General features: G+C 66.0%; 23 protein-coding genes. 4 read left to right on the top strand and 19 right to left on the bottom strand.

The genetic code is table 11. The annotated features are described in order from the left end of the window. Positions 1–37 precede the first annotated feature (37 nt). The 6 genes from CKW28_RS05325 to CKW28_RS05300 are packed head-to-tail and all read right to left on the bottom strand — an operon-like array spanning position 38 to position 8,616. Positions 38–2,362 carry a thiamine pyrophosphate-binding protein gene (locus tag CKW28_RS05325; protein WP_162292330.1) on the bottom strand — a complete coding sequence of 775 codons (2,325 nt, stop codon included), beginning with the start codon at positions 2,360–2,362 and terminating at the stop codon, positions 38–40. A 27-nt stretch (positions 2,363–2,389) separates the two neighbouring features. Further along, positions 2,390–3,367 carry a quinone oxidoreductase family protein gene (locus CKW28_RS05320; protein ID WP_040548804.1) on the bottom strand — a complete coding sequence of 326 codons (978 nt, stop codon included), beginning with the start codon at positions 3,365–3,367 and terminating at the stop codon, positions 2,390–2,392. Continuing rightward, positions 3,364–5,370 (bottom strand): acetoacetate--CoA ligase, encoded by a 2,007-nt coding sequence (locus CKW28_RS05315; protein WP_040548757.1) that lies wholly within the window; start codon positions 5,368–5,370, stop codon positions 3,364–3,366. The genes CKW28_RS05320 and CKW28_RS05315 overlap by 4 nt, the downstream gene beginning before the upstream one ends. A 2-nt stretch (positions 5,371–5,372) precedes the next feature. Continuing rightward, a complete protein-coding gene (locus CKW28_RS05310; RefSeq protein WP_003928086.1) occupies positions 5,373–7,139 on the bottom strand; it encodes an FAD-dependent oxidoreductase in 1,767 nt (588 codons plus the stop codon). Continuing rightward, positions 7,132–8,010 carry a fumarylacetoacetate hydrolase family protein gene (locus tag CKW28_RS05305; RefSeq protein WP_003928085.1) on the bottom strand — a complete coding sequence of 293 codons (879 nt, stop codon included), beginning with the start codon at positions 8,008–8,010 and terminating at the stop codon, positions 7,132–7,134. Before CKW28_RS05305 ends, CKW28_RS05310 begins: the two co-directional genes overlap by 8 nt. Positions 8,011–8,040: 30 nt before the next feature. Then, the gene (locus tag CKW28_RS05300; protein ID WP_040548756.1) at positions 8,041–8,616 is read right to left on the bottom strand and encodes a VOC family protein; all 576 of its coding nucleotides are present in this window, start codon (positions 8,614–8,616) and stop codon (positions 8,041–8,043) included. A 231-nt stretch (positions 8,617–8,847) separates the two neighbouring features. Here CKW28_RS05300 and CKW28_RS05295 point away from each other — a divergent pair, with 231 nt between their 5' ends. The 3 genes from CKW28_RS05295 to CKW28_RS05285 all read left to right on the top strand — a co-directional run bounded on the left by CKW28_RS05295 (position 8,848) and on the right by CKW28_RS05285 (position 12,266). Continuing rightward, positions 8,848–10,131 (top strand): PucR family transcriptional regulator, encoded by a 1,284-nt coding sequence (locus tag CKW28_RS05295; RefSeq protein ID WP_040548755.1) that lies wholly within the window; start codon positions 8,848–8,850, stop codon positions 10,129–10,131. A 205-nt stretch (positions 10,132–10,336) separates the two neighbouring features. After that, positions 10,337–11,041: a 3,4-dihydroxy-2-butanone-4-phosphate synthase gene (locus CKW28_RS05290; RefSeq protein ID WP_081475625.1), complete on the top strand. Its 705-nt coding sequence runs from the start codon at positions 10,337–10,339 to the stop codon at positions 11,039–11,041. 61 nt (positions 11,042–11,102) lie between these two features. Further along, the gene (locus CKW28_RS05285; protein WP_040548753.1) at positions 11,103–12,266 is read left to right on the top strand and encodes an acyl-CoA dehydrogenase family protein; all 1,164 of its coding nucleotides are present in this window, start codon (positions 11,103–11,105) and stop codon (positions 12,264–12,266) included. 4 nt (positions 12,267–12,270) lie between these two features. Here the strand turns inward: CKW28_RS05285 and CKW28_RS05280 are convergent, their stop codons facing one another. The 11 genes from CKW28_RS05280 to guaB form a co-directional block, all read right to left on the bottom strand. Then, entirely contained in the window at positions 12,271–13,845 is a 1,575-nt protein-coding gene (locus tag CKW28_RS05280; protein WP_197700630.1) for a DNA polymerase Y family protein, read from the bottom strand. A gap of 28 nt (positions 13,846–13,873) precedes the next feature. After that, a complete protein-coding gene (gene imuA', locus CKW28_RS05275; protein ID WP_040548751.1) occupies positions 13,874–14,581 on the bottom strand; it encodes a DnaE2-dependent mutagenesis accessory factor ImuA' in 708 nt (235 codons plus the stop codon). Positions 14,582–14,793: 212 nt separating this feature from the next. Next, positions 14,794–16,377 (bottom strand): glutamine-hydrolyzing GMP synthase, encoded by a 1,584-nt coding sequence (gene guaA, locus CKW28_RS05270; protein WP_003928078.1) that lies wholly within the window; start codon positions 16,375–16,377, stop codon positions 14,794–14,796. A 9-nt stretch (positions 16,378–16,386) separates the two neighbouring features. Then, positions 16,387–16,923 (bottom strand): CAP domain-containing protein, encoded by a 537-nt coding sequence (locus tag CKW28_RS05265; protein WP_003928077.1) that lies wholly within the window; start codon positions 16,921–16,923, stop codon positions 16,387–16,389. Between the two features lie 28 nt (positions 16,924–16,951). Further along, a complete protein-coding gene (locus tag CKW28_RS05260) occupies positions 16,952–17,308 on the bottom strand; it encodes a DUF732 domain-containing protein (protein WP_003928076.1) in 357 nt (118 codons plus the stop codon). Beyond that, the gene (locus CKW28_RS05255) at positions 17,308–17,871 is read right to left on the bottom strand and encodes an Rv1363c family protein (protein WP_003928075.1); all 564 of its coding nucleotides are present in this window, start codon (positions 17,869–17,871) and stop codon (positions 17,308–17,310) included. Before CKW28_RS05255 ends, CKW28_RS05260 begins: the two co-directional genes overlap by 1 nt. Then, positions 17,868–18,494 carry an Rv1363c family protein gene (locus CKW28_RS05250; protein WP_003928074.1) on the bottom strand — a complete coding sequence of 209 codons (627 nt, stop codon included), beginning with the start codon at positions 18,492–18,494 and terminating at the stop codon, positions 17,868–17,870. The genes CKW28_RS05255 and CKW28_RS05250 overlap by 4 nt, the downstream gene beginning before the upstream one ends. A 136-nt stretch (positions 18,495–18,630) precedes the next feature. Then, the gene (locus tag CKW28_RS05245) at positions 18,631–18,948 is read right to left on the bottom strand and encodes an STAS domain-containing protein (RefSeq protein WP_328588397.1); all 318 of its coding nucleotides are present in this window, start codon (positions 18,946–18,948) and stop codon (positions 18,631–18,633) included. Positions 18,949–19,090: 142 nt separating this feature from the next. Further along, the gene (locus CKW28_RS05240) at positions 19,091–20,827 is read right to left on the bottom strand and encodes an FAD-dependent oxidoreductase (protein WP_003928072.1); all 1,737 of its coding nucleotides are present in this window, start codon (positions 20,825–20,827) and stop codon (positions 19,091–19,093) included. Positions 20,828–20,907: 80 nt separating this feature from the next. Then, the gene (locus tag CKW28_RS05235; RefSeq protein ID WP_197700629.1) at positions 20,908–22,038 is read right to left on the bottom strand and encodes a GuaB3 family IMP dehydrogenase-related protein; all 1,131 of its coding nucleotides are present in this window, start codon (positions 22,036–22,038) and stop codon (positions 20,908–20,910) included. 106 nt (positions 22,039–22,144) lie between these two features. After that, positions 22,145–23,686, bottom strand: a complete 1,542-nt coding sequence (guaB, locus tag CKW28_RS05230; RefSeq protein ID WP_003928070.1) for an IMP dehydrogenase — start codon at positions 23,684–23,686, stop codon at positions 22,145–22,147. Positions 23,687–23,804: 118 nt separating this feature from the next. On the opposite strand from guaB, the gene CKW28_RS05225 reads away from it, so the two are divergent. After that, the gene (locus CKW28_RS05225) at positions 23,805–24,203 is read left to right on the top strand and encodes a DUF5319 domain-containing protein (RefSeq protein ID WP_040548791.1); all 399 of its coding nucleotides are present in this window, start codon (positions 23,805–23,807) and stop codon (positions 24,201–24,203) included. A 152-nt stretch (positions 24,204–24,355) separates the two neighbouring features. Here the strand turns inward: CKW28_RS05225 and CKW28_RS05220 are convergent, their stop codons facing one another. After that, on the bottom strand, positions 24,356–25,606 hold the full coding sequence (locus tag CKW28_RS05220) for an anti-sigma-D factor RsdA (RefSeq protein ID WP_003928068.1): 1,251 nt from the start codon (positions 25,604–25,606) through the stop codon (positions 24,356–24,358). Beyond that, positions 25,599–26,177, bottom strand: a complete 579-nt coding sequence (locus CKW28_RS05215; RefSeq protein ID WP_003928067.1) for a sigma-70 family RNA polymerase sigma factor — start codon at positions 26,175–26,177, stop codon at positions 25,599–25,601. Before CKW28_RS05215 ends, CKW28_RS05220 begins: the two co-directional genes overlap by 8 nt. Positions 26,178–26,188 lie beyond the last annotated feature (11 nt).

Below are 26,188 nucleotides of genomic sequence, written 5' to 3'. Positions count from 1 at the left end.
CACTCCTTCAATACTCGATGAGTTTCCAATAACCATGTCACTCAATAAGGTCGAGCGCAGCCGAAACAATGCTGTCGGTGTCGAGCCCGTGGTGTCGGTAGACATCTTCAAGCGATCCGGATTGGCCGAATTCGGTGACGCCCAACGTGGCGCTAGGGACCCGGTTGATCGTGGCGAGAAAGGAAAGCGTGTGTGGATGTCCATCGAGAACCGTCACCAACGGTGTTGCTCGTTCAACAGGGAATATCTGTTCGAGAATCCACGACGGGGCATCATCTCGTCCCTCCCGTGCCCGCACCGCCCGATAGAGCAGATCGGGGCTCGTCACGCATATCAGATCGGCCGGGATACCCACCTGCTGCAGACGATCGGCGGCAGACAGCGCTTCGGGAACCACCGCACCCATCGCAGCAATCGTCACCTTCGGCCGCTCGGAGCGGCGCAGCGTGTAACCTCCGGCAACCACGTGCCGACGTCGACGTTCACGTGCTGCCGGGTCGTCGGGTACCGCCGCCAGCCGTTGGTCGACCGGCCGAGTGGACAACCTCAGATAGGCCGACGTTCCGTCCGGCTTCCCGAGCCGACCGAGGCTCGCCAACAGCACCCATTCGGTGTCGATCGCAAACGCCGGTTCATAACTGACGCATCCCGGTTGCTCGAGGCCGATCGACGGGGTCTTGATCGACTGGTGAGCGCCTCCTTCCGGTGCCAGAGTGACGCCCGACGGGGTCCCGACCAGAATGGATTGTCCCCCCGCATAGATGCCGAACGACCATGGCTCCAACGCACGCTCCACGAACGGGTCGTAAAGCACACCGATCGGCAGCAGCGGTTCACCCCATCGGCTCCAGGTGGCCCCGAGTTCACCGATCAGACTGACTAAGTTGACCTCGGCGATGCCCAACTGAATGTGCTGGCCAGTGGGTCGTTCGCGCCAGTGCAAAATGGTTTCACTGTCATCGGCGAACCAATTGTGTCGCTCGGCCGCAGACCAGACGCCCACTTTGTTCACCCAGCCGCCAAGGTTCGTCGACGAGCTGACATCCGGGCTGACGGTCACCAATCGACGAGCCACGTCCGGAGCCTGCCGGGTCAGGTCGAGCAGGACCCGGCCGAGATATGCCTGTGTAGTCGCGCGGCCGGACGGGGTGCGGCCGAAGTCGGTCGGAACCGGGGCAGGCTCGGTGATGACCGGATCCGACCGCCTCAATCGTTCAGCCGTTTGCGTACACAGGTGCGCAGCTGGACTGTCCGTGGGAAAGGGACGCCACGGATCGTCGAGGTCGGTGCCCAGTATCTCGGCCAACTCCCGCATCTGCGGTTCTTTCAGCAACGCCGAATGGTTCTGCGGGTGGCCCCGGGTCGCCAAACCGTAACCTTTGACGGTGTAAGCGAAGATCACGGTAGGGCGAGTGTCATCGATAGCGGCGAACGCCTCATCGAGGGAACTCAGATCGTGTCCAGCGAGGTTGGCGATGGCGTTCAGCAGTGTGTCGTCGTCGAGCCTCTCGAGCAGGGAACGGATCGCGTCGGCTGACGGTCCGTCCCCCGGCAGCCGGTGACGCAGCTCGTCGGCATCGCATCGCAGCAAGCGCTGATATTCAGGGTTGGTCATGGCGTCAATGCGGGCCCGTAAAGCGGCGCCACCTTCGCGGGCGAACAACTCTTCGAGAAGTTGACCGTATTTCAAGGTGAGTACCTGCCAGCCCGCAGCGGAGAACATGCCCTGCAGCTTGCCGGCGGCGATATTCGGCACCACACGGTCGAGCGACTGCCGATTAAGGTCGACGATCCAGACGATCTCCCCGAGTTCGGCGACAGCAGGGTCCAGGACCGCCTCCCACACAGCACCCTCGTCAAGCTCGGCGTCGCCTACCAACGAGTACTGCCGTCCCGCACCAGCCTTGCCGAATGCCGTATCGACATAGCGTCGGGCGATGGCTCCCCAGATCGGCGCAGTGGCACCGATACCGACCGATCCGGTCGAGTAGTCGACTGGGTCGGGGTCCTTCGTTCGGCTGGGATAGCTCTGCAAACCGCCGAACTCACGCAACCGCGTCAGATGCGAACGGTCCAACCGCCCCAGTAGATAGTTGATCGCATGCAGGACCGGCGAAGCATGCGGCTTCACCGACACTCGATCCTCGGCACGAAGATGTCGGAACCACAGCGACGTCATCAGTGTGACCATTGACGCGGACGACGCTTGGTGCCCGCCGACCTTCAAACCAGATGAGTTGGGCCGTACACGGTTGGCATGATCGATTATCGCTGTCGAAAGCCACAGCACGCGTTTCTCCACCTCGCGCAAGACATCGAGCTCATCGGCGGTCAGCGGCGAAGTCATCACCGGGCGGTTCATCGACACAAACCTCTCTGTTGACAGCGGTCACGCTGGTGTGGTCACGACGACTTTCCCGACACGCACCTGGGATTCGAAATAAGAGTGTGCCCGGGAGATCTCGGACAACGGATAAACACGGTCGATCACCGGCCGAATATCGTTTCGTCTGACGAACACCAACATCTCACCGAAGTCGTCGGGACTTCCCAAGTTGGAACCCAGGATGGAGACCTGTCCGAGGAAAAGAGCGGGAACGTTGATCATCGCCATTCGACCGCCGCATGGCCCGAAAACGGCGATTCGACCGCCGACCTTCACGCAGTCCAACGCCCCGGTCACCATCGAACCAGAGCCGCTGATGATCACGTCGGCGCCCCCGGAAGTCAGTTCCCGGACTTGTTGCGGCCAATCCGGATCGGTGTGGAGCACACCGCCCTTGGCGCCGATCTTCTGAACGGCGCGGATCTTCGACGGACTCGAGGAGGTGACATAGACCTCGGCGTCAGCCGCAGCGGCGAACATCACCGCGAAAGTCGACACGTCGCCGCCGGCCCCGAGCACCAGTACGGTTTCGCCTGCCATCACTCGCGCGCGGGTGAACAACGCCCGGTATGCGGTCAGCGCCGCACACGGCAACGCCGCAGCCTCTTCCCAACTCAACTTCGGCGGTTTGGGATATAGGACGGATTCCGGGACCGCGACAAGCTCCGCATAGGTTCCGTCAGTGGCATCACCGACGATCGCGAAGTGCGAACCCGGCCCCGCCCGATTGTCACCCCAATTCAGACACGGATAGATCACCACCTCCTCACCCGTGTCACAACGCATACCGGCACCGTCCATGCCCAGAATCTTGGGTAGCTCCAGACCACACCCGCGTTGCCGAAGGATTACGTCGCGCCGATTCACGGACCTGGCTCGGAGTTCCACCACTACTTCCCCGGCCCGTGGAACCGGATCGGGAACGGGCTCGACGCCCAATCGTTCCGGCCCACCCCACTGGCGGACGACCGCCGCTTTCACCGCGCGCAACTCCCGCGACGACCTGTCGTTCGTCGAAACTCTTCTGCGAAACGGAGGTACCAGTCCAAGATGTCGGGGTCGGCAACCGTGAACCGGTTGACCGCGGACTGTGGCGACACGCCCTGCAAGAGCTTCTTCACGGGCACTTCCAGACGCTTGCCGGTCCGCGTCATCGGCACGCCAGGTGCTTCGATGATCTCATCGGGCACGTGCCGGGGGGACACGTTGTCACGAAGTGTGTCTCGAATTCTTTTCTCAAGTTCGGAGTTCAGCGCATGTCCGGGGGTCGGGACGATGAACAGCGGCATGTAGTACTCACCATCATCCAGTTCGGCCCCGATAACCAAGCTGTCGGCCACCTCAGGTAGAGCCTCCACGGCGGCGTAGATATCCGCCGATCCCATCCGCACGCCGCCCCGGTTGATGGTCGAATCCGACCGACCGTGTACGAAACACAATCCCGTCGTTGTTATCGTGATCCAGTCTCCATGGCGCCAGACTCCGGGGTACGTGTCGAAGTAGGCTTCGCGATAACGTGATCCATCTTCATCGGCCCAGAAGTAGATCGGCATCGACGGCATCGGTGCGGTGATCACCATTTCACCCACCTGATCGATGACCGGTTGCCCCGCCTCATTCCATGCTTCGACTGCAACTCCGAGGCAGGGTCCTTGAATCGCGCCGGCCACCACGGGCTGCAGCGGGTTTGCCCCCACGAAGGCGGTGGCGACATCGGTTCCTCCGCTGTCCGATCCCAAGTGCACATCCGCCGCAACGTCGCGGTAGACCCACCGGAATGTCGAGTCCGGTAACGGTGAACCTGTACTCATTATCGAACGTAAGGCCGACAGGTCGTACTCCGTCGCCGGATTGACACCGGCCTTCTCGCATTGAATGAGGTAGGCGGCTCCGGTGCCGAACCTGGTGACCCGTTGATCTGCGCATATCCGGAAGAGGGTGCCGGGACCCTGAGCCCGGGGACTCCCGTCGTAGGTGATCACGGTGGCCCCGGTCACCATGGCATCGACGAGCATGTTCCATACCACCCATGCCGTGCTCGCCGCGATGAACACTCGATCTGCGCTTCCGAGGTCATAGTGCAGTCCGTTGGCTTTCAGACTCTCCAGCAGGATTCCGCCGTGCGAATGCACGATGCCCTTCGGGGAGCCGGTGGTACCGGAGCTGTACAGCACCCACAACGGATGATCAAAAGCGACCTGTTCGTACTCCGGCTCGGCGTCGCCGGTCACGAGATCGCCGAACTCTATTGCTTCGGGGAGATTTTCACCCTTTCTATCGAGATGGCGGACGACCACGGTGTGTCGAACCGTCCGCAATTGCGCACGTAGCTGTTCGATCAACTCGAGACGATTGACCCTGCGGCCGTTGAACCGGTATCCATCCGTACCAATAAGGACGGTCGGTTCGATCTGAGCGAATCTACTAACCAGTCCCTGCAACCCGAAATCCGGTGAGCAGCAGGACCACACCGCGCCCACGCTTGCCGTCGCCAGCACCGCAACCACCGTCGGTGCGATATTGGGTAACACCGCGGCAACCCGGTCCCCCGGCCGTACGCCCATCGTCCGCAGCGCTGCGGCCAGACTCGCAACCTGACTGACCAGTTCGGACCAGGTCAGCGTCGACTCGCTGCCATCCTCGTTGACGGAGACGATCGCGGGTGCGGTTGAGGTTCGGTGGCGCAACAGGTTCTGCGCCCAATTCAGGCGAGAACCCGGAAACCAGTCAGCACCAGGCATCTCCGCCTTCGCCAGTGCGGTATCGCCACGGATGCCGATCACGTCGAAGTAGTCCCAGATCGACGACCAGAACCCATCGAGGTCGCTGATCGACCATCGCCACAACGACGCATAGTCGGTGGTACGCACGCCCCGTTCAGCGGCGAGCCAGCGTTGGAAATCGGCGATTCTCGATGCCTCGATGCGCTCGGCTGTCGGCGTCCACAGCACGTCTCGTTGACTTGTCGGCACGGCAGTTGACATGGCTATCGCGACACGATGTTGCTGAGTGCGCAGGCGAGTTCGTCACCGGGACTCATGATGCCGGCCGGGCAACGCCATCCGACGTGATTATCGGGTCGGACCAGCACGGCGCCGCCGTCCTCGTAGCCCCGGACGCGTGCCCAGGTGCCGGTGGGGTCGCGATACTCGCCACCGTTACCGACGGCCACCACCACGATCTGCACTCGATATTTTTCTTCGGCGAGCTGCGCCGCCTCGGCCCACGGACCAATTGTCGGCCCCGTGATGAGTGCAAACCGCTCACCCGCTCCGGTGAGGTCGTGGGTGGAGATTCGCCGTCCGTCCCGCTCAAGCCAGACGTGCGGCAACCGGTGTCCGGGGCGGGTGGTTGGGTGATAGACAGCCCCCATCGGATCGCGCGGAGGCGGTTGAGTTCCGTCAGGAACGAGCGCTCCCTGCTCGTAGCTGAATCCGATTTCCAGGTCGTGCGCCTGGAATTCGGTGCGCTGGGTATTGACCACCTCGAATGCCCGGGCCCGTCGGGTTTCGCCCATCGGCGTGTCGGAGAAGTAGTCGCGAAACACCTGGACACGAGCTTCCAGGGGTTGGTCGGGGCTGAGGCCGAGTCCGGCGTCGATGGTGAGGTGATTGAGGAAGGTGAACATCGCCCAATCGACGTTCCGCATGCCCACCGGCCGACGCTCCGATTCGTAGGTTTCCAGAAGTGCCGGTCCGGCGTCGCCGCGCAGTACGGCCGCGAGCTTCCAGACCAGATTGTGGGCATCCTGGATGGCGGTATTGAGCCCGAGTCCGGTGGTGGGGGGATGTCGATGCGCGGCGTCACCCGCCAGAAAGACGCGTCCGACCTGATATCGGTCAGCGAGGACACCTTCGAGGATCCAATGACTGACCTTGTGCACCTTCGGTTTCAGATTGGGCAGCTTGAGCAGCTCACGCAACCGCGGGACTATCGCCTCTTCATCGAATCGCGCCGGATCGTCGGGTCGGAAGGTGAAGTGGATGACAAACTCTTCGGAGTGCTTGCCCCACGTCGGACCCATGGCTGCCATTGCCCCGCTGTGCCAGGAGCCGGCGCCTTCGGGGTTGAGCAGCCAGGTGATCAGGACATCGTCCTCCCAGTACTGCGACAGGTCGGCAGAGAAGTGGGTGCTGACCATATCCAGGATCCCGCTCGGGCCTTCCATCACCACACCCAGCGCCGGCCCGATGGTCTTACCGCCGTCGGCGGCGACCATGTACTGAGCGCGCACAGTGTAGGTCCGCTGATTGTCCTGATCGAGGATGGTCGCCTCGACTCCCTCATCGTCCAGAGTGAACGACATCAACTTGTGGTTGAAGTGAATCGCGCCCGGCGCACGTCGCTCTGCGTGATCACGCAGCAGCGGTTCGAGCCGAATCTGCGGGTAATTGCTTGACAGGCATGGGCTGTCTTGCGCGTACTTGTTCTCCAGACCGCCGCCGCCGAAGGACTCGAGAGTGAACAGGGTTCGCGCATCGAGTTCACCGTCACCACCGAGGGAGGTCACCCAGCGGGTCCTGCCCATGTTCTTCGGGGGAGTGCCCACCGCGTAGATCGAATCCGCAAGTCCGTACTGCCGGAACACCTCCATGGTGCGCTGATTCAGATAGTGGGCTTTGGGTAGCGGTGAGGTGCCGCTGTGTTGCTCGACCAGGTGGTGTTGGATGCCGTGGGACGACAACAGAATCGAGGTTGTGAGTCCACATCCGCCGCCGCCGACAACCAGAACGGGTACCGTCAGATCAGCCATTGATCCTGTTTCCTTTCGCTACGGAGCGGTCTGCGCGAGTGAATCGATGTCGCATTTCGCCGATACCTTCGGCACGGGTGACGAGTTCGTCATCCGAGTCGATGAATCGTTTCGGTGTTCGTGCCCATCCGATACCACTGGGCGTTCCGGTGAAGATAAGGTCACCCGGGAGTAGCGGCAGGATCTGCGAGAGGTACGCCACCAGTTGCGGAACAGAGAAGAAGACATCCCGGGTTCGCGCGAGCTGCATCAGCTCTCCTGACAGCGTCGTCGAGATCTCGACATCGGCCGGGTCCGCGAACTCGTCCAAAGTCACAACCGCCGGACCGATCGGCGCGAACCCGGTATATGACTTGCCCAAATTGAACTGCTGAGGTGGCGGTCCGGACAGCTGTAGCTCTCGCTCAGAAAGGTCTTGCCCCACGGTGAGTCCTGCGACGTAGTTCCAGCCATCCCTTTCGCTCACCCGGTGTGCCCTGCGCCCGATGACCGCCACAAGCTCGACCTCCCAGTCCACCGAACCATCGGGCAGCTCGATAACGTCATACGGTCCGGTGATCGCTGCCGGAAATTTGGTGAAGACAAACGGCGCTTCGGGTTCGGACAGACCGGCTTCGTCCATGTGATCGCGATAGTTGATGCCGATCGCGAAAACCTGGGCGGGGCGAGGAACCGGCGGACCGAGCTCAGCTTCTACGATCGGATCCCCTCCTGACAGGTCCGCTGCAGAAGCCCACGCTGTGAATTCCTCCCACCGGGCATAGATTTCCTGAGGGTCGGCCGAAAACCGATAGTCACTTGTCTTCTCGACGTCGGCCGCAAGGCCATCGACGTCGATCTTCAACCTGCCGCCCTGATTGATCAGACGCATTTCAATCCTTCTCGAGGAGGTGACTCGACCTCAGTTGCCTGTCAGCGCCGCCATCGGATCGGGCAGATCCGGGCTGACTTCCCGCGCCCATGACTGCGTGGTCAACGAAGCAACCGGCTCACCGGCCTTGAGCGCCGCGATCATCAGGTCGGGATCGAATGTCACCCCGACTGGGTTGTGCGCATACTCCTCGCCGTGCATGTAGGCGGTCGCCTCATCGGGAGTGGCAAAGTTGTCGATCTGCAACTCGACAAAATTGCCATCGGGATCCTGGTAGTAGAGCGAGGTTGTCACCCCGTGCTGGATCGGCACCTTCGGCTTAATACCCCGACCCTTCAGGACCTGATACCGATCAAGCAGTTCCTGCAGTGTCCCGAAGGTATACGCGGTGTGGTGCATGCCCGCTGCTCTCGGATTACGCGGATTCAATGGTTCGGGTGAACCCAAGAACGCTACGCGGTGATGCTCGTCGTCGAAGGTGATGAAGCATAGATTGTGCCCCTCATATACCACATGGGCGTCCAGCACCGTGCAATACCAGTCCCGCATTTTGGTGAGCCGACTGGTCTGTAGCACTACGTGTGCGAATTTCGGCGTTGATGTCATCGCTGGCTCCTTCGACGAGGGGAATTCGGAAGAATCTGGCCTTCGGGGCCTCACCAGGGAAAGATGGGGCTGCATAGACCCAGTCGGGTGATGGTTCTCACAATTGGACACCTGGTGTGCTGTCAGTCGCCACTGGCTACACACCAAGACGTTCGAGACAAACTGGTCCGTAGCCCAAGTGCAGTGGAGCTGGGCCAGTGAGGTTGACTAACGCTCCAGGGAGGAAACCCAGTGCCGCGGTGGACTCACGAACTGTCCGGAGCACGTCCCAGGCAATCGGAACGTGAATGGCTGAACTCCGATGCCGAACTGGTTCGCGCGGAGCTGGGCGATGGTGCCGTGACCTGGGCGATTGAGGTTGGTCAAGCTATCGCAACCAGAATCGCGAACAAGGTGCCGGCGTTGAAGGACGAGTTGTTGCCGCTCGACACGCTGCGGCGGACGACGACGTCGACGACCTATCGCGCGTTGATGCTGGTGGCCGACATCGGCGACTCCGACACCACGCTGGCAAGCGCGGAGGTGAGTCAGATCGCGGGCGAGTTCGTTCGTCGCGGGTTGGAACTCAACGATCTGCTACGAGCGATCCGCGTCGGATACGCCGTCCTGGCCGCCGCACTGCTCGACGCGGTGAACCGGTTGCTTCCGCCAGAGGAAAGCAGCGCGGAGCTTCGTCGGATCTCAGTTCTGCTGTTCGAAGAGCTCGACGACTTCACCGATGTCGCCGCCTCGGCGTTCTTGGACGAGAAAGGGGCATGGGCGGCAGGCGTGTCTGCCGCGCGATTCGAACTCATCACTCGGATCGTGGCCGCCGACGCCGCCGAGGATATCGACACCGCCGATGCCAAACGCATCCTCGATTATCCACTCGATGGGCACCACGTGGCGCTCATCGCCTGGAGTACGCCGCATTCGAGACACGACCTCCGAGCAGTGGTGGATCCGGTCCTCCGGCAGTGGGCGGCACCGACCAGCTCATTGGTGGTGCCTGTCGGACAGCAGTCGATATGGGCGTGGGGCGCCTTTCCGTCCGCCACAACTTTCAACGATCCGAACCGACTGCCGTTTTTCGACGACACTTTCATCGCGGCCGGTGGGGTCGGCTCTGGGATCGAAGGCTTCCGCAGAAGCCACCTCGAAGCCCGCGCGGTCGAACGCCTGATCCGTCGCCGCCCGGACCTACGACCCGCGACCGTCGCCCACGAGCACGTCGCGCTGGAGGTACTGCTCCTGAACGATCCCGATGCAGCATCGCAGTTCGTCTCGCGCCGGCTCGGCCCCCTGGCCGGCGACGACCCGCGCATGGCCGAACTTCGGTCCACGCTCAGTCGCTATTTCGACCTGAACCACAGTCTGGCTAAAGTTGCTGCTGCCGAACATATATCAAAGAATACCGTGACATATCGCATCCAGCAGGCCCTCACATTGTGCGGACATGCGGGCGATTCCACAACAGATCTGCGCGCAGCACTCCGTATCCACAAATGGCTGCACGGAACTCCCCACGAGCAGTAGCACCGAACTTGAACGGTACTTTGCCTTGATTGGTCCGTAGCCCAGCAGTCACCGTCGATCCTGAGTCGGGGCACAGTGCCCAAACGACGCCCTGTGCGCTCTACTTTGTGTGGCACAGGCCACAACTGTGCCGGCTAGCGGCACACGCCATGTGTAGGCCAGAGGATCACGCGATCACACTTTCAGGCATCAGAAAGAGGATGGTATGACGACCTCGTTTACACCTCGAGTAGCAAGCCGAGCAAAGTTGTCCACTGAGGCCGAAGGTATCAGCGTCCTCGCCCAAGGCGACTTGATCCTCCTCCATCACGATGACCGGATCGTGTTCGTAGCCTGTGCGGGCACCGCCACCACAGAGCAAGTTTCCTTTATCGTCCGACACAGCACCGGTTTCGTTCAGGTGGCATTGCACGAACGGGATTGCGACCGCCTACTGCTTCCCGAGTCGACACCGACCTCCCGGTCGACAACGGCGCGGTGTTACGGCCAATGTGTGACCGTCGATGCCGCTTCGGGTGTCTCGACCGGCATTTCGGGTGCTGATCGAGCGCGAACCGCACGAACGCTGGCGGACTCTCGCTCCAGACCAGAGGATCTCGCCAGACCCGGCCATTTGGTACCGGTACGGGTGGGTCCCGAGGTTCTTCACGGACTTCTCACGGTTGCGGCCGCCGCCCTTACACTCACCGACGCGGCGCTCCCTGAGTTTTCTGGTGCGGTATTCGCGGACCTCGAAGGCATCGGCGATCCGACCACGGTTGCAAACGTGCGTGATGCGGAATCGTTTGCCGACCAACACCATTTGACACTGGTCACAACCGCGGTAACCACAACAACCGCACATCCCCGGATCCGGCACACCGGATCCTTCTCTCACAGCCTCAGCCGACTTTCCCCAAATTCGCCATGAGATATAAGGCATACCTGTCATTTCACCAATTCCCATCTCATCTCACCGAATCGAGGATGCTATGAACGTCACTCCCGCTGAACTCATGAGCCGCGTTCACGACCTGGTACCTATTGTCCGCGAACGTGCTCAGAAAACAGAGGAGAATCGAGCGCCCCTCGACGAGACGATCTCCGATCTGGTCGAATCACAGGTGCTGTCGACCCTGACGCCCAAGGCATACGGCGGCCTCGAACTCCGCCTCGACGTAGCGGCAGAAATCGTCCGAACCTTGAGTACGGCATGCCCGTCGACAGGGTGGACCACCGCCTTCTATATCGGTGCGGCCTGGCGGACGAACATCTTCACCGAGCAAGCGCAACGGGAGGTGTTCGCAGACAAGCCCTATACGCTCACAGCCGGAACCGCAGCTCCGCTCAAGAAGGTGGAAAAGGTCGACGATGGCTACCGGATCACCGGTCAAACCGCATGGAACTCTGGTGCCATCCACGCCGAGTGGTTCACCTTCTCCGGACTGTCCTTCGAGGATGGCGACACCCCGACTCCGTTGTGGTTCCTGGTCCCCCGTTCCGACGTCAAGATTCATGACACATGGTTTATCTCCGGTATGGCAGGTACCGGTAGTCACGATGTGTCGGTCGATAACGTTTTCGTCCCGGCCTATCGGACAGGACCGTTCGGACTGGCGCTCGCCGGTGCCGCACCCGGAATGTTGTTGCACGACAATCCGATGTATCACCTACCATTCCTTTGCTTTGCAATGGCGGAGGTGACTCCCGTTGTCGTGGGCGCGATGCGCGGTGCCGCCGATGCCTTCATCGAGCGAGTCCGGGTGCGACAGGGCACTCTCAATCCGGAGAAGGCTTCCAGCAAGCAGGCAGCACAGATGCGGATTGGCCGCGCCCTCGCCGCAGCAGATGCGGCCGAAACGCTTCTCTACGCGTTCTTCGACCGCCTCACCGCACAGCGCCCCGAGCAAGCGGAGCTCCCCGATCGTGCCGCAATGAAGCTGCAGGCTGCTTTCATGACCGATCTGTGTCGTAATGCCCTAAACGACATCGTGCGGGGAATCGGCGGTGACGGATTCCGCACCTCGTCGCCACTGCAGCGCTTTCACCGTGACCTCAGCGTGCTGGCCGTACACGCCTTCCTCGACATCGACACGGCAGCGGAAACAATGGGCCGCTTCGCCCTTGATCTACCGGTCAGCGACCCCCTTCTCTGAGCGCCTACTCATAGCTGCCCTCCAGATACCAGCGGCGTTGCCGGTAGCACAGCAGCAGCGCCCGCTGCGGCTCACCGTCGAGCAGCACCTGGGCACGTGCGGTGCGGCCGGTCCTGGAATTCGGTGTGCGGTCGGGATCCCACCACCGCTCATCGACCGGCCACGGACCGGCCCACCAGCGCAGTCGAGCCCCACCCGCCGGCAGGACGCGGGAGTCGGCGGCGTCGGCGCCGGCCAGCCGCACCGGCTCCGACGAGAACAGGCCCCGACCCGTCACCCGCACCGGATTTCCTTCGGCATCAAGGAGTTCCACAGGATCATCGAGCAGCACGGCCGGGGCCGGCTCGGGCAGCCGGCCGGGCCAGGGCTGATCCGGGTCGGCCCGCGGCACCGGCTCGTCACCCAGCGGGATCAGGGTGATGCGTTCGACCGGACCGCGGCCGCCGCTGAGCACCGGCACCTGCACCGCTTCCGGACCGAGCAACCCCTGGACCCGCACCAGGGCCCGCCGTGCCCGCATCCGGTCCTCTTCCCCGATTCCGCCCCACAGCGGCAGCTGCAGCGCCTCGGCCGACACCACCTCGACGGGGTGCAACCGCAGCACGGTGATCGGGGCGGTCGGCCGGCTGTTCAGATCACGCCGGTTCAGCCAGCCGTCGAGCTGCCAGCGCACCCGGTCGGCGGTGGCGTCCTCGGTCAGCGGTTCGGCACAGCGCCACACCCGGTGGAGCTCTTCCCCATTGGCCGTGACGGCGTGGATGGCCAGCCGGGTGCATCCCACCCCGGCGTCGGCCAGGCTGCGGTGCAGCACCCCGGCCAACGACCGCCCGGCGAAGGCGGCGGCGTCGATCCGGTCGATCGGCGGGTCGCAGTCCAGCACCGCATCGAGGTCCGGCGACGGCTCCCGGCCCGCCGGACCACGGGCCGGCTCACCGCGGGCGATCCGGTGCGCGACCACCGCGTCGGCCCCGAACCGGGTCGCCACATCGCTGCGGGTCAATTCGGCGAACTGACCGATGGTTCGAATCCCTATGCGCCACAACAGGTCCACCAGCTCCTCCCGACCCGGACCGGTGAGGCCGGGTTCGGTGGCCAGCTGCCTGACGGACAGTGGGGCGAGGAACTGCGCATCGCGGCCGGGTTCGACGATCCGGCCGGCGCGGGCGGCGAACACCGCGGTGGGCAGTTGGTCGGCGACGCCGACCTGGCATTCGGCACCGGCCGCCGCCACCGCGTCGACCAACCGTTCCGCGACGGTCTGCTCGGAGCCGAAGTAGCGGGCCGCCCCGCGTACCGGTAACACCAGCAGACCGGGACGCAGCACCTCGGCCCGCGGGACCAGGTCGTCCACCGCGACGGTCACGCTCTCGAAGTGGCGGGCATCGCGGGCCGGGTCGGCGGTGACCACGTGCAGAGCCGGACACCGGGCCTGGGCTTCGCGGCGGCGCAGCCCGCGGCGCACCCCGGCCATCCGCGCCGCGGCCGAGCAGGCGACAACCCGGTTCGCCAACGTCACCGCCACCGGGGCGGTGGCGGGCAGACCGGCGGCGGTGGCCGCCGCGACCGCGGGCCAGTCCATACACCAGATGGCCAGCACCCGCGACACGTCACTCACCGGCCGCACGTTCGGGACTCCCGGCCCCCACGAAAGTGCGGCCGCGGGCCCGCATGGCCAGCCGGACCCGGCTGATCCGGCCGCAACCGGGGATCGGAGCGTCCCGACCGGAACCGGCCAGGTCATACCCGCAGACCCGGGCTTCCAACCGGGCCGAGGCGGTCGGCCAGTCCCCATCGGTGACCAGCAGCGTGCAGCCCTTCTGCCGGGCGCGGGCCACCACCGCCCGCGCCCGCGTCGGCGGCACCGAGCGTCCGCCCAGGCCGAGCACCACCAGATCCATCCCGTCCAGCAGCACCGCGGCGACCTCGACCGGGTCGGCGCCCGGATCCGGGATGACCGCCAGCCGGCTCAGATCGGCCCCCATCTCCACCGCCGCCAGCAGCCCGACATCGGGTTGGCCGACGATCGCCGCGTGACCGCCGTCGGCCGTCACCGCGGCCACCATGTTCAGCAACAGCGACCTGGCCCCCGACAACACCGCCACCGACCCGCGCGGCAACGGGCCGGGCAGCTGCCCGGCCGGCCTTTCGGATATCGGCAGCAAACTTTCCGACTGGGGTAGCACGTCATGGGACGCGCCGACGCCCCGATGCCCGGCCCCGACCTTCCCGGAGATGGCCGCCATCCTGCGCCGCAGGTGTTCCACCTGTTCAGCGCGGTTGAGCCGACGCTGAGCAAGGCGCGTCGCTGCTGTCACAACAACACCTCCCACATCATCAGCACCGCCCGTTGTTCGAAAGTTTGTTCGATACCTCGAGTAAACACGCGGCCACCGACAATCGTCAAGACGGCCTCAGGCGCGCGAGCAGACAGCGAACCGCATCACAGGGACCCGTGGCGGGTGAATCCGGGTCTGCTCAGCAGGTCTGCGCAGCGGGTCTGCGCAGAAGCTCAGGGAGGAGAGTGCGCTCACTCCCACTCGATGGTGGCCGGCGGCTTGCTGGTGATGTCCAGCACGACGCGGTTGACCTCCGCGACCTCGTTGGTGATGCGGGTCGAGATGCGTTCCAGCACGTCGTAGGGCACCCGGGTCCAGTCGGCGGTCATGGCGTCCTCGCTGGACACCGGGCGCAGCACGATCGGATGGCCGTAGGTGCGCCCGTCACCCTGCACCCCCACCGAGCGGACGTCGGCCAGCAGCACCACCGGGCACTGCCAGATCTGGTGGTCCAACCCGGCGGCGGTCAACTCCTCCCGCACGATGGCGTCTGCGCGGCGCAGCGTCTCGAGCCGCTCGGCGGTCACCTCCCCGACGATCCGGATGGCCAGACCGGGGCCCGGGAAGGGTTGGCGCGCAACGATTTCCTCCGGCAGACCGAGCTCGCGTCCGACCGCCCGGACCTCGTCTTTGAACAGCAGCCGCAGCGGTTCGACGAGTTTGAACTTCAGGTCGTCGGGCAGTCCGCCCACATTGTGGTGGCTCTTGATGTTGGCCGTGCCCGCACCGCCGCCGGATTCCACCACATCCGGATACAGCGTGCCCTGCACCAGGAACTCCACCTCGTCGTCGTTGGCGGCAGCGTTCTCCCCCAACGCCTCCCGCACGGCCCCTTCGAAGGCGCGGATGAACTCGCGGCCGATGATCTTGCGTTTGCCCTCGGGGTTGGTGACGCCGGACAACGCCTCGAGGAACCGTTCGGAGGTGTCGACGGTCACCAGCTTCGCTCCGGTGGCGGCGACGAAGTCGCGCTGCACCTGGGCCCGCTCCCCCGCCCGCAGCAGGCCGTGGTCGACGAACACACAGGTCAACCGGTCGCCGATGGCGCGCTGCACCAGGGCCGCCGCCACCGCGGAGTCCACCCCGCCGGACAACCCGCAGATGGCCCGCCCATCACCGATCTGCTCCCGGACCTGCTCGATGAGCGACTCGGCGATGTTCGCCGGCGTCCAGGACGCGCCGATGCCGGCGAACTCGTGCAGGAACCGGCCTAGCACCTGCTGGCCGTGCGGGGAGTGGATCACCTCGGGGTGGTACTGAACCCCGGCGAGCCGGCGGGCCGGATCCTCGAACGCGGCCACCGGGGAACCCGGGCTGGTGGCCACCACCTCGAACCCGGCCGGCGCCTCGGTCACCGCGTCGGCGTGGCTCATCCACACCGGTTGCCGCTCGGGCAGATCCGAATGCAGTTGCCCGCCCAGCACGGTCAGCTCGGTGCGCCCGTACTCGCGGGTGCCGGTGCGGGTCACCGTGCCACCCAGCGCCTGCGCCATCGCCTGGAAGCCGTAGCAGATCCCGAACACCGGCACTCCCAGGTCGAACAGCCCCGGGTCCAGCCGCGGCGCATCCTCGGCGTACACGCTGGCCGGGCCGCCGGACAACACGATGGCCTGCGGGTCCTTGGCCTTGATCTCCTCGACGGTGGCGGTGTGCGGCACCACCTCGGAGTACACCCGCGCCTCCCGGATGCGCCGCGCGATCAACTGCGCATACTGGGCGCCGAAATCGATGACCAGAACCGGTCGAGATGTGTTGACGTCGGCTGAGGAGCTCACCGGCTCAGTCTAGTGGTGGAGCCCTGTCTCCCCGCCGCCCGCCGCTGGTGGCGCACCGTCGACGGGTGGCAGGGGTTGGCCGTACACCGCCACCACGACGGTGCGGTCCAGACTGTTCTCCGACCACACCCCGATGTCGGTGTGGGCGCAGTCCGACATGATCGCGTAGTAGGCGGGATTGTGATACCACGCGTTGAGCAGTTCCAGCCCGCTGATCGCCAGGGCGGGGTGGATCACGATGGTCTCAGCGACCCTGCCCCGGTATCCGGCGGCTTCGGCGCGCTGTTGGGGGGTGGACCCGTCGGAGCCGATGTCCCCGTCGAGCGCCCGGTTGTTCATCAGGTCGCGGGTGTGCCATTCGGCGGCCAATTGCAGCTGTGGGTTCTTCTTGACCTCGGTCTCACAGCCGGCCTGTTGCTGGATGGTGTAGACGTTGGCGACGAGACCGTCGTTGAGCCGCGTGTTGTCGGCCGCCGCGGTCGGAGCGGTCATGGTCGCCACGGCGATCGACGCCGCGGCGAGTCCGCTTGTGATCCGTGAGTTCATCTCCTCGACTCTCCTCGACACTGCGGGACTATGGCGTCGCCGGCGGTCGGTACCCGGCGGCGGAGTTACGGAGCTGCCAGATCGACGCGGGGCACAGCTCGTTGGCGGCCTGCGTGATCAGGTAGGACGCCTGGTATTCGTCGGGGTTGGCGAAGTCGTGTTTGACATCGGCCATGATGTCGGCGTAGCTCCGCCCGGTCGCGATCTTGTCGCAGATGCCGTGCCCGTATGCCAGTGCGTGTTCGGCGTTGGCGAAGTGGTAACCGGGCCGCACCGTCACATTGACCAAGTAGGCGACCGCATCGGCCTGGGCGGGCACGGCCAGAACCATCAACGAGCCCAGCGCCAGAATTGCGGCGCGCAGGGTGATCCGGACGTGTCGCATCAGATTGGTTCGAAACCGGACATCAGCCATTGATCATCGACTTTCTCGAGGGTGACCCGCACTGTGGAAGCGGTGTCTGTCGGTACGTCGTCGCCGACCGTGGTCGCTTGATTGACGAAAACCACCACCACCGCGTGATCGGTGCTCGCCTGCACCGAGGCCGCGGCCGGGACCGTGGCCACGGTCGAGATCCGCTTTTCTCTCGCCCCGGGTATGACGACGTCGTTGGTCAGCGAGGTGTACGAATCCCTGAACTCCCCGGTCATCCGGTCGCGGGCCGCACCGAGATCCTCCTCGACGGTGTCGGGTTGATACGACAGCATCGCGATGGTGATGTCGGTGGCGGCCTGGACGGATTCCACCCGTGCCCGGTCGACTGCGTCAGCCGTGCCGTCCATCCATTTGAGGTATCCGGCGCCCAACGCCGACACCACGATCAGAGCGGGCAGAACGGCATGGGTGACGATCCGGAGCCACGATCGGCCCGACGTGTCGCCGGCTACCGTGTCGGCCTCGGCGGGGCCGGTGGTCTCCGATCCTTCGATCCCGGTCGTCGCGGTCACGGCACGAACTCCACGTTGGAGACTTTTGCTTCGTCGTGGTCCTTCTGCACGGTGATGCGCATCCGCCACGACCGTGGCTGCGGCTCGGGGTCCGCCGGAGTCGTGGTCCTGACTGACACAGCCACCAGCACCTGCCCTTCGTCGTCGTCCATGGATTCCAGGCCGGCTTCGGTGACGGTGCCTTCCGATTTCGACTCCGCCTGCCTGACCACCTCGATGAAGGGCGCCGAACGACTCTCGAAATCCTCCCGGAAACCGCCGGTCGAACCGTCGATGATCCGCTGGACGTCGGCCTCGGCCCGAGTGTGGTCGATGGTGGTCAGGTTGATCGCGGCCTGACGCCCGACCTGGAGAAACAGCTGCCGCTGCGCTTCGTCGACGCGCGAATCGTAGGCGCGGTACCCGAGCCAACCGACGAGGGTGAGACACAACGCCAGTACTCCCAGGCCGCCGGCGAGCAGCACCCATCCGGCCGGAAACGACCGGCGGTCATCGGACGGAGACGCCGACCCAGCGACGTCCTCAGCCCCAGCGACGTCCTCAGCCTCGGCGACGTCCTCAGCCTCGGCGACGTCCTCAGCCTCAGCGACGTCCTCAGCCCCAGCGACGTTGCCGTCGACCATTCACACTCCCGCAGCTAGTCGGTTCACCACTGGCCTGGACCCCGACCGTGCATCATGCGACATCCGTGTGAAGTCCGCTGGGTTTTGGCGAATTTCCCCACCGCGCGGTAATTCTCACCGCCGGTCGACGGCGCGGTCAATTCACCCGATGGCTCAGCTGGGCGCCCAACGCCTCACCCAGCGAGTCGAACACCGGGAGAATTTCGGCGAGACCGGCACGCTCCAGCACGGTGCGCATCGGCCCGCCCGGCCCGTCGATGACCCCGAACGCCACCCGCGATTCGGCGGCCATCGCACCGCACGACGCCAACGACACCAGCGCCGCGGGATCGACCCAGCCGACGTCGGTGAAATCGACTGCCAGCAGCGACGGAGCCGCCCCCAGCTGTTCGGCGACCATCCGGTGCAGGTGTTCGGACCTGTCCAGCCGCAGATCGCCGACCAGTGTCATCAGAACCGCGTCGGTGGGAAGTCGTGCTACTTCGATGTCGATCGCAAACCCCGCTCGTCTTCGCCGCGTTTCCAGTCAACCGGAGCAGGCAGGCAGCGATCATCCACCGAACGAACGGTGTGGTCCGATTCGCGAAACGCTTCTCTCACCCTGTCGCGTCGACCGATTCGGTCGGGTTCCGGCGCAGCGCGGCCGGGGCGTGCGCCGGCACCACCGGGTTCTTCGGCGGGATGGGGTCGAGGCGCCGGTACGGTTCGCCCTGGGCCGGGCGCAGATCCTGTTCGCCCTTGTTGGGCCACAACGATGCCGCGCGCTCGGCCTGGGCGGTGATGGACAGCGACGGGTTGACCCCCAGGTTGGCCGAAATCGCAGCGCCGTCAGTGACATACAGCGTCGGATAGCCGTACACCCGGTGGTACGGGTCGATGACACCGTGTTCCGGGCTGTCCCCGATCGCCGCGCCGCCGAGGAAGTGCGCGGTCAGCGGGATGTTGAACAGTTCGCCCCAGGTGCCGCCGGCGACACCGTCGATCTTCTCGGCGATCCGGCGGGTCACCTCGTTGCCGACCGGGATCCAGGTCGGGTTGGGTTGGCCGTGGCCCTGTTTACTGGAGTACCGGCGGATGCCGAACAAGCCGCGCTTGGTGTACGTGGTGATCGAGTTGTCCAGATGCTGCATGACCAGCGCGATCAGGGTGCGCTCGCTCCACCGCCGCACGTTGAGCAACCGCAGTGTGCCGCGCGGATCCTCGGCGGCGTTGTGGAACAACTGTTTCCACCGCGGCACATCGGTGCCTTCCGGTCCCGGGCCGTCAGTCATCAGGGTCTGCAACAACCCCATGGCGTTGGAGCCCTTGCCGTAGCGCACCGGTTCGATGTGGGTGTCCGGCGTCGGGTGGATCGATGAGGTGATCGCCACCCCGTGGGTCAGGTCGAGGTCATCGCTGACCCGGTATCTGCCGGCGCCGACGATGGACTCCGAATTGGTGCGGGTCAACACCCCCAACCGTTTCGACAGGTTGGGCAGCTTGCCCGCGTCGCGCATCTTGAACAGCAGCCGCTGGGTGCCCCAGGTTCCGGCAGCGAGAATGAGATGTGTTGCGGTGAAAGATTTCCTGCGTTTACGCAACCAGCGTCCGGTGCGCACGGTGTCGACCCGCCAGGTGCCGTCCGGAAGCTGTTCGAAGCCGGTGACGGTGGTCATCGCATGCACCTCGGTTCCGGCCTGTTCGGCCAGGCCGAGGTAGTTCTTGACCAGAGTGTTCTTGGCGTTGTGGCGGCAGCCGGTCATGCACGAGCCGCATTCGATGCAGCCGGTGCGGTCCGGGCCGACGCCGCCGAAGTAGGGATCCGGCACCGTCTCGCCGGGGGTCTTCTGTCCGTCGGGCCCGAAGAACACCCCGACCGGGGTGGGCACGAAGGTGTGGCCGACGCCCATCTCCTCGGCGACCTCCTTGACCACCCGGTCGGCGTCGGTGAACGTCGGATTGGTGACCACGCCGAGCATGCGCTGCGCCTGGTCATAGTGCGGCATCAGCTCGTCGCGCCAGTCGGTGATGTGGGCCCACTGGCGGTCTTTGAAGAACGGCTCCGGCGGTACGTAGAGGGTGTTGGCGTAGTTCAGCGACCCGCCGCCCACCCCGGCGCCGGCCAGGATCATCACGTTGCGCAGCAGGTGGATGCGCTGGATGCCGTAGCAACCCAACTTCGGGGCCCACAGGAACTTGCGCAGATTCCAGGAGGTCTTGGCGAAATCCTCGTCCGCGAAACGTCGGCCGGCTTCCAGGACGCCGACGCGGTACCCCTTCTCGGTCAGCCGCAGCGCGCTGACGCTGCCGCCGAACCCCGAACCGATCACCAGGACGTCGTAATCAGGCTGCATGGAGCCAGTATCCACCTACCGGTGGGTAACTTTCCAATGAGCTCCACTTTCTGTTCCGCGAGCGGGTGACAGGACCGGGGTCAGCTGCCGACGGTGAGGCCGACCTTCTGGAACTCCTTGAGATCGCAGTAGCCGGCCTTGGCCATCGACCGGCGCAGCCCGCCCACCAGATTCAGTGAACCGAACGGATCGTCGGACGGCCCGTTGAGCACCTGCTCGAGCGGGGGCCGCTCGTCGCTCAGCGCGATCTGCATGAGCGCGCCGCGGGGCAGCGACGGGTGCGCGGCCGCCGACGGCCAGAACCAGCCCTGCCCCTGCGCCTCCGCGGCCAGCGCCAGCGGCGGGCCGAGCATCACCGCGTCGGCCCCGCAGGCGATGGCCTTGGCCAGATCTCCGGAGGTGTGGATGTCACCGTCGGCGAGCACGTGCACGTAGCGGCCGCCGGTCTCGTCGAGGTATTCGCGGCGGGCGGCGGCGGCGTCGGCGATCGCGGTCGCCATCGGCACGCTGATGCCGAGGACCTCGTCGCTGGTCGTCACCCCCTCGGTGGACCCGTAGCCGACGATGACACCGGCCGCGCCGGTGCGCATCAGATGCAGAGCGGTGCGGTGATCCAGCACGCCGCCGGCCACCACCGGCACATCCAGTTCGGAGATGAAGGTCTTGAGGTTCAGCGGCTCCCCGTCGGACGCGACCCGTTCGGCGGAGATGATGGTGCCCTGGATGACCAGCAGATCGATCCCCGCCGCCACCAGGGCGGGGGTCAGCGAGCGGGCGTTCTGCGGGCTCACCCGCACCGCGGTGGTCACCCCGGCCTCGCGGATCCGCGCGACCGCCGCCCCCAGCAGTTCGGGGTCCAGCGGGGCGGCGTGCAACCGCTGCAGCATCCGCACCGGCACCGACGGGTCGGGATCCTTGTCGGCGGCCTCGACCACCTCGGTGATCTTCGCCTCGACGTCGGCGTGCCGGCCGATCAGGCCCTCGGCGTTGAGGACGCCCAGGCCGCCCAGCCGGCCCATGTCGATGGCGAACTGCGGGGACACCAGTGCGTCGGTGGGATGGGTCACCACCGGGATGTCGAACCGATAGGCGTCCAGCTGCCAGGCCGTCGAGACGTCCTTGGACGATCTGGTCCGGCGCGACGGCACGATGTTGACGTCGTCCAGTTCGTAGGTGCGGCGGGCGGTGCGGCCCATCCCGATTTCGACCATGTCACGCATCGGCCACTCCCGAATCCTCCCTGCACTGGCTGGCACCGCGCACGCTGACGGTAAAGCCCGGCGCCCGGGCTGTTGACGAGTTCATCTGATGGGCCCGCTAACGGGCGTAGTAGTTCGGGGCCTCGACCGTCATCGTGATGTCGTGCGGGTGGCTCTCCTTCAGCCCCGCCGCGGTGATCTGGACGAACTGCGCCTGTTGCAGTTCTTCGATGGTGGCCGAGCCGGTGTAGCCCATCGCCGCGCGCAGCCCGCCGACCAGCTGGTGGATCACCGTGGACAGCGGACCGCGGAACGGCACCCGGCCCTCGATGCCCTCCGGGACCAGCTTGTCCTCGCTCAACGCGTCGTCCTGGAAATAGCGGTCCTTGGAGTAGCTCTTCGCACCGCCGCGGCCCTGCATGGCGCCCAGCGACCCCATGCCGCGGTAGCTCTTGAACTGCTTGCCGTTGACCAGGATCAGCTCACCGGGCGATTCGGCGGTGCCGGCCAGCAGCGAGCCCAGCATCGCGGTGGATGCGCCCGCGGCCAGCGCCTTGGCGATGTCGCCGGAGTACTGCAGGCCGCCGTCGGCGATCACCGGCACCCCGTGCGGCGCACAGGCCGCCACGGCTTCCAGGATCGCGGTGATCTGCGGTGCTCCGACACCGGCCACCACCCGGGTGGTGCAGATCGAACCGGGCCCGACGCCCACCTTCACCGCGTCGGCGCCGGCCTCCACCAGCGCCGCGGCGGCCGCCCGGGTGGCGACGTTGCCGCCGACCACCTCGATCTCGTCGCCGACGGTGGTCTTCAGCCGGTGCACCATGTCGAGCACCTTGCGGTTGTGGGCGTGGGCGGTGTCGACGACCAGCACGTCGACCCCGGCGTCGCGCAGCGCCATCGCCCGTTCCCAGGCGTCGTCGCCGACGCCGACCGCGGCACCGACCAGCAGCCGGCCGTCGTGGTCCTTGGTGGCCAGCGGGAACTGTTCGGTCTTGACGAAGTCCTTGACGGTGATCAGGCCGGTCAGCTTGCCGCTGCCGTCGACGATCGGCAGCTTCTCGATCTTGTTGCGGCGCAGCAGACCCAGCGCCGCCTCGGCGGACACCCCCTCGTGGGCGGTGACCAGTGGGGCCTTGGTCATGACCTCGGCAACCCGCTTGTTCTGGTCGGCCTCGAACCGCATGTCGCGGTTGGTGATGATCCCGACCAGATGCCCCTCGTCGTCGACCACCGGCAGTCCGGAGATCCGGAACCGCGCACACAGCGCGTCGACCTCGGCCAGCGTGTTGTCCGGTGAGCACGTCACCGGATCGGTGACCATGCCGGCCTCGGACCGTTTGACGGTCTCCACCTGGGCGGCCTGCTCGGCCACCGGCAGGTTGCGGTGCAGCACACCCATGCCGCCGGCGCGGGCCATCGCGATGGCCATCCGCGCCTCGGTCACGGTGTCCATCGCCGAGCTCACCAGCGGCACCTTCAGCCGGATCTTCTTGGTGAGTTGCGAGGACGTGTCGGCATTGGCGGGCAGCACGTCGGACGCCGCCGGCAGCAGCAGCACGTCGTCGAACGTCAGCCCGAGCATGGCGATCTTGGTCGGATCGTCGCCACCGGTCGGCACCGGTACGGCGATGGGGACGCTGCGTTCAGCGATCGACATGGGCGGGTCTCCGTCGGGGGTGCAGAAGTAGACATCCATCCTATCGGCTCGCCGGCGACAGGCCCGGGGGCACGCGCACAGCTGGCCTATACCTGGGCGGCTGCGTATCGTGGACGCCGTGCGAGACCATCTGCCACCGGGTTTACCACCCGATCCGTTCGCCGATGACCCGTACGATCCCGCACGGGCCCTCGATGAGCTCGAGCCTGGCCAACCGCTGGACCCGCAGGAGCGGCTGGCGGTCGAGGCGGATCTCGCCGACCTGGCGGTCTACGAGGCGTTACTGAGCCCCAAGGGTGTCCGGGGCCTGGTGGTCTGCTGCGACGAATGCCAGCAGGACCACTACCACGACTGGGACATGCTGCGCGCCAACCTGTTGCAGCTGCTCGTCGACGGCACGGTGCGACCGCACGAACCGGCCTACGACCCCGAACCGGACGCCTACGTCACGTGGGACTACTGCCGGGGCTACGCCGACGCCGTACTCAACGAAGCCACGTCGGACGACTTCCGCTGATCTTCTGGGCGCTGATCCCCTGGGCACTGACTGGGCGCTGATCCCCTGGGCACTGACCCCCTGAGCGCTGACCCCCTGAGCGCTGACCCCTGAGCCGAGTCGGCGCGCGCTGAGTCGGCCCGGTCGGTGCCGGGCGGGCCGGCGTCGCGCGGTCAGTCCCCGGCCGCGTCCGCGGCGCCGGATTGCGGCAGCACCACCGTGGTCGTGGCGGTCAGCTGCGGCACCTCCCCGACCGTCTCCTCCGCGAAGGCGCCGTCCCCGCCGACAGTGCCGTCCCCGCCGACGCCGTCCTCGCCGGCCCGGGCTGCCGGGGCGGTCGGCTCTGTCGTGCCTGCACCCGCCCCGGGTTCGCGCGGAACCGAGGTGGGCCCGGTCGCCGGCCCCGATGACGTGGGCCCTCCCGCCGTCGGCCCTGCCGTCGTGGAACCTGACGTCGTGGTCGCCGTGGTCGGGGCGCTCGTCGTCGTGCGCACCGCGGAACCGGGGGCGCTCGTCGGGACCGTCGTCGTCGGCGCGGTCATGGCCGGTTCGCTCGTGGCCGGTTCGCTCGTCGGCCCGACCGTCGGGGGCACCGTCGGCTGGTCGGGCCCGGCGGTCGGCTCGGTGCCCGGCGAAGTCGGTTCGGTGCCGTCCACCGGCATGTCCGGATCGCCCGGTTCGGTCGGTTCACCCGGTTCGGCCGGTTCGGTGGACGGGGTGCCGGGCTCGGTCGGCTCGGTGCTGGTCGCCGGATCGATCACCGGTAGGGTGACCGGCGGCGCGTCCGGCGGCACGGTGGCGTCCGGGTTGCGGGACTCCACCTTGACCGACAGCTCCTGCCACTCGGCGACGAGCTCCTGTTTGCGCGTTTCGTCGCCGACGGTCGCGACCGTCGTGGTCACGGCCTGCAGGCGCTCCTGGGCGGCCTCCCAGTCGCCCTGCGCGATCAGCTGCTCCACCTCGGCGAGCTGGGTCTGCGCCGCGAGCACCACCGGGTCGTCGCGCACGACGTCGCCGAACAGCATGGTGCGCAGTCCGTACAGCGGGTCGCCCGGGCCGGCGCCCGCCACGAGCGCACCGAAACCGCCGAGGCAGATCACCGCGGCCGCGGCGGAGCCGACCACGGTCAGCGAGAACCGGCGGCCGGGTCTGGGCGCGCCGCCACGCGGGCGGGGCAGACCGCGCTGCAGGGCCGCCACCGCATCCTGTTCGGTGATGGTGGCGCGCATCGGCGCGTTGCGGGCCCGGTCGCGCCAGCCCGCCATCAGATAGGCCAGCTCGTCCTCACCCGGATCGTTGGCATACACCGGCCGCCCGGTCGACAGCGCCTCGATGAACTGCTCGGACCGATGGATGTCCTGCAGTGACGGTTGGCCGCCGTCATCGGGATTCCAGTTGGGGTTCCAACGTCCGAAATCAGCCATGATGATGCCCCGTTGCCATGACCTCCGCCTTCAACCGCGCCAACGCGCGATGCTGGGCCACCCGCACCGCCCCGGCAGTGCTGCCGACGGCCTCGGCGGTCTCCTCGGCGCTCATCCCGACGACCACTCGGAGAATGAGGATTTCGCGCTGCTTCTCGGGCAGCACCTGCAGAAGCTTCTGCATCCGGGCGGACGACTCGGCGTCGATCGCCATCTGCTCGGGCCCGTTCTCGGTCGAGATCCGCTCCGGCAGAACGTCCGTCGGTTCCGCGCGGTTCCGCGCCGCGGCCCGGTGGGCGTCGGCGACCTTGTGTGCCGCAATGCCGTACACAAAGGCCAGGAACGGTCGCCCCTGGTCCTTGTAGCGCGGCAGCGCCGTGATGGCGGCCAAGCACACCTCCTGCGCGACGTCATCCGCCGAGAGCCCGCTGCGTTCGCCGGCCCCGACCCTCGCCCGGCAATACCGCAGGACGAGTGGACGGATGGTTTCCAACACGTGACGGAGGGCGTCCCGATCGCCGGCCACTGCCTCAGCAACGACAGCATCGAGACGTTCTCCCGAAAGTGTCATCGTGGGCGATC

The sequence above is a fragment of the Mycolicibacterium thermoresistibile genome (assembly GCF_900187065.1).
Classification (GTDB): Bacteria; Actinomycetota; Actinomycetes; order Mycobacteriales; family Mycobacteriaceae; genus Mycobacterium; species Mycobacterium thermoresistibile.
This window is presented reverse-complemented; position numbering and strand designations above follow the sequence as displayed.